This window comes from Streptomyces sp. NRRL WC-3549 (assembly GCF_000721935.1).
Taxonomy (GTDB): Bacteria; Actinomycetota; Actinomycetes; order Streptomycetales; family Streptomycetaceae; genus Streptomyces.
Genome location: NZ_KL585382.1, coordinates 50941 through 54351, shown reverse-complemented (window position 1 = coordinate 54351; position 3411 = coordinate 50941). Strand labels below are relative to the sequence as shown.

3 protein-coding genes are annotated in these 3411 nt (G+C 76.3%); 2 read left to right on the top strand and 1 reads right to left on the bottom strand.

Annotated features, from left to right (window positions below):
* Nucleotides 1-11 precede the first annotated feature (11 nt).
* Nucleotides 12-2012, top strand: a complete 2001-nt coding sequence (locus tag IH13_RS0101830) for a PIG-L family deacetylase (RefSeq protein ID WP_063837385.1) — start codon at nt 12-14, stop codon at nt 2010-2012.
* Between the two features lie 8 nt (nt 2013-2020).
* On the opposite strand, the gene IH13_RS0101825 is transcribed toward IH13_RS0101830, so the two are convergent.
* Complete coding sequence (locus IH13_RS0101825) at nt 2021-2623, bottom strand: response regulator transcription factor (protein ID WP_031080457.1); 603 nt, start codon at nt 2621-2623, stop codon at nt 2021-2023.
* A gap of 210 nt (nt 2624-2833) precedes the next feature.
* On the opposite strand from IH13_RS0101825, the gene IH13_RS0101820 reads away from it, so the two are divergent.
* On the top strand, nt 2834-3411 hold a 578-nt coding region (locus tag IH13_RS0101820), incomplete at its 3' end, for a sensor histidine kinase (RefSeq protein ID WP_234433190.1).

The following is a 3411-nucleotide window of genomic DNA, read 5'->3' as shown; positions in this document are numbered from 1 at the left end:
TCGTCGCCGCGCTGGCCGCCGGCACCGGCGCGGCGGCCCTCGGCGCCTGTTCCGTACCGCCGCCCCGGCGCAGCGACCCGCCCGCGGACCCGGCGCCCGGCCTGGCCATCAGCACCGGCCGCCGGGCCTGCCTGATGCAGTTCCTCGCCCACCCGGACGACGACCTGTACTTCATGAACCCGGACACCCGGCAGGCCGTCGACGCCGGCACCCCGCTGATCTGCGTCTACCTCACCGCGGGCGAGGCGGACGGCGTCAACAAGGCCCCCGGCGCCCCGCGCCCGGCACCCGACAAGGGCGCCTACTCCTCCGCCCGGCACCAGGGGCTCCGCCAGGCGTACGCGGACCTGCTCGGGCTGGACGAGTTCACGCCCTGGGAGACGTCCGTCGTCGAGCTCGCCGGGAACCACCTCGCCGAGGTCGACACCCTCACCCACGGGGCCCGGCGGGTCCGGCTGGTCTTCCTCAACACGGCGATGCACACCACCCGCCACCGTCTCGGGCTGCCCAGCCTCTGGCAGGACCGGCACCTGTCCCTGCGCACCGTCGTCGCCGACGGGTCGCCGCTGCGGCACGCCGGTTCGTACACGTACGACGGGCTCGTGGACGTCCTCGCCGGGCTGCTGGAGAGCCACCGCCCCACGCTCGTGCACACCCTGGACCCCGACCCGGACATCCAGCACAGCACCGAGGCCGTCCGCCGGGCGGACAGCGAACAGCGCGGCTACTCCGACCACGCCGACCACACCGCGGCGGCCTGCTTCACCTGGGCGGCGATGATCCGCTGGGTGGCCCGGGCGACGGCGGGCGGCGGTGAGGTGCCCGCGTTCGTGGTGACCTCCTACCGCGGGTACTACAACCGGCACTGGCCGAAGAACCTGCCGCCCGAGGTCCTCGCCGAGAAGGCCGCCCACCTGGTGCCGTACGGCGGGTCACCCGACTGGGAGTGCGGGAACCCGGCCGGGTGCGGCGACTACAACGTCGGCGGGAAGCGGCCCCTGACCAACCGCAAGGGCTGGGTCCGCTCCACCTCCCACCGCTACCCCGGGGACCGGGTCGCCGTCGCCACCGAGCCCGACGGACGGCTCGCCGCGTACGCGGTGCTGGGGCTGCGGGCGGTGCGGTGGCGGGAGACCGAGGCGGGCAGCGGCGTCTGGGGGCCGCCGCACGACCTCGGCGGCGGGCCGCTCGCCCCGGTCCTGGGCGCCGCCACCGCCGGCGACGGACGGCTGCTGCTCTTCGGGCTGCGCTTCGCCGCGCTCGGCGGGCACGGCGCGGCCGACGCGCGCGAGATCGTGGTCCTGGAGCAGAGCACCCCCGACGGGGGCTTCTTCGCCTGGCGGGGTCTCGGGAACCCCTGCCCCGGCCGTGACGAGGGTCGTCGCATCGGCGTACCGGTGGCGGTCACCGCACCGGACGGCCGCGTCCACGTCTTCGTACGCACCGCGGAGAAGGGCCTCGCCACCCGGGTCCGGGACGCGGCGGGCCGCTGGGGTGTCTGGCGGGACATGGGCGGCGGCGAGGTGCGGGACGGTGTGACCGCGACGGTGGACGGCGCCGGACGCGTCCATGTGTACGCCGCCGGCCACCACGCGGTGCACCACTGGACCCAGGACACCCCCGCCACCGACGTCACGGCCCGCACCCAGCTCACCGGCGCCCCCGTCCCGGGCCACGCGCCCGCCGCGCTGCCGGCCCCGGACGGCTCGGTGGAGCTGTACTACCGCGCCGCCGCCCGCGCCGCGATGACCGTGCTGCGGGCGGACACCCCGGTGTCCGCCGCCCCCTTCGACGGCTACGGTCCGCTCCTGGCCGCCCCCTCCCCCGGCGGCCCGGTCCTGCTCGGCCGGGGCACCGACGGCCGGCTGCGCCTGCGCACCGCCGGCGGCGTGGCCGTACGCGACCGGGGCCCCGTCGCCCTGGACGGCCCGGCCCTCCACCTCGGCCCGGACGGGCGCCCGGTGGTCGTCGGCCTGGGCCCGGACGCCTCACCGTGGATCTGGCGGCCCTGACGCCCGTGTCACACCCAGCCGTTGCGCCGGGCGATGCGCACGGCGTCGACCAGGGTGCGGGCGTGCAGCTTCCCGACGGCGGAGGAGAGCCGGTTGCGCACCGTCCCCACGCTCAGGAAGAGGTCGGCGGCGATCTCGCGCGCGTGCGCCCCGGACGCGGTCAGCCGCAGCGCCTCCGTCTCGGCGCACGTCAGGGGGCTGGGCCCGGTCCCGAGGGCCTCGCGCATCCTCGGGTCGATGACCCTGCCGCCCTGGGCAACCCTGCGGATGGCGTCCGACACCTCTGCCGGACGGGCCGACTTGAGGAGGTAGCCGGCGGCGCCCGAGGCGAGCACTCGGTCCAGGTGCCCCGGGCGGTCCAGCGCCGTGAGGATCAGGCAGCGGCAACGCGGCAGACGGCCGGCGAGGTCCGCCGCCACGGTGATGCCGTCCGCGCCGGGCAGGTCGATGTCGAGGAGAGCCACGTCGGGGCGGAGCCGGTCGGCCTGGACCAGTGCCTCCGGGCCGTCCTCCGCCTCCCCGACGACCTGTATGCCGACCTCGCTCGACAGCAGAGCCGTCAGCCCGGCCCGCACCACGGCGTGGTCCTCGACCACCAGCACCTTGATCATGGGCCGATTATCTCCGGGGTCCACGGCCCCGGGTCACGGCCGGGGCGCCCCGGCCGGCCGTGTGCCGCCCGGGCGGGCTTCACGCCCTGCGGGGGAGGCCACCGGTCCGGGCCGGTCGGACCCGCCGCACGTCAGCCGCCGTGCCCGGCGGCCTTCGCCTCCCTTCTGCGGATCAGGCCTCTTCGGATCTCCTGTCCGGCCCCGGCCAGGATGCAGACGGCCAGGGCGATCTCGCTCAGTACGACGATCACGGCCAGCACCGTCTTCGCGGTCAGCCACCTCGCCCTGCTCTCGGCCCGGCTGCACAGCGGCAAGGAACACACGGCGCACCTCGTGGAACAACGCGAGCGCGCCCGCATGCGCCAGGACCTCCACGACCTGGCGGGCTCCACGCTCGTGGCCATCGCGCTGCGGGGCGAGGCGGCGTTGCGCGCGCCCGCGGGGCCGGCCGACGCACCGGCCCGGGAGGCACTCGCCGAGATCACCGCTCTCGCCCGTCGCCTGCACGGCGAGATACGGGCCCTCGGACAGGACGACGAGCTCTCCCTCGCCGACGAGGTGGTGCACGCCCGGCGCCTGCTGGCCGGTTCCGGGATCGCCGTGCACACGGTCCTGGACGCCACGCCGGGGCCGGCCGCGACCGCCTGCCTCCGTTTCGTCCTGCGGGAGGCGGTGGGCAACGTGCTGCGGCACAGCCGCGCCACCCGCTGCGCGATAGAACTGCGGTCCGACCCCCTCGGCGTGCGCCTGCTGGTCCGCAACAACGGCTGTCTCTTATACACATCTCT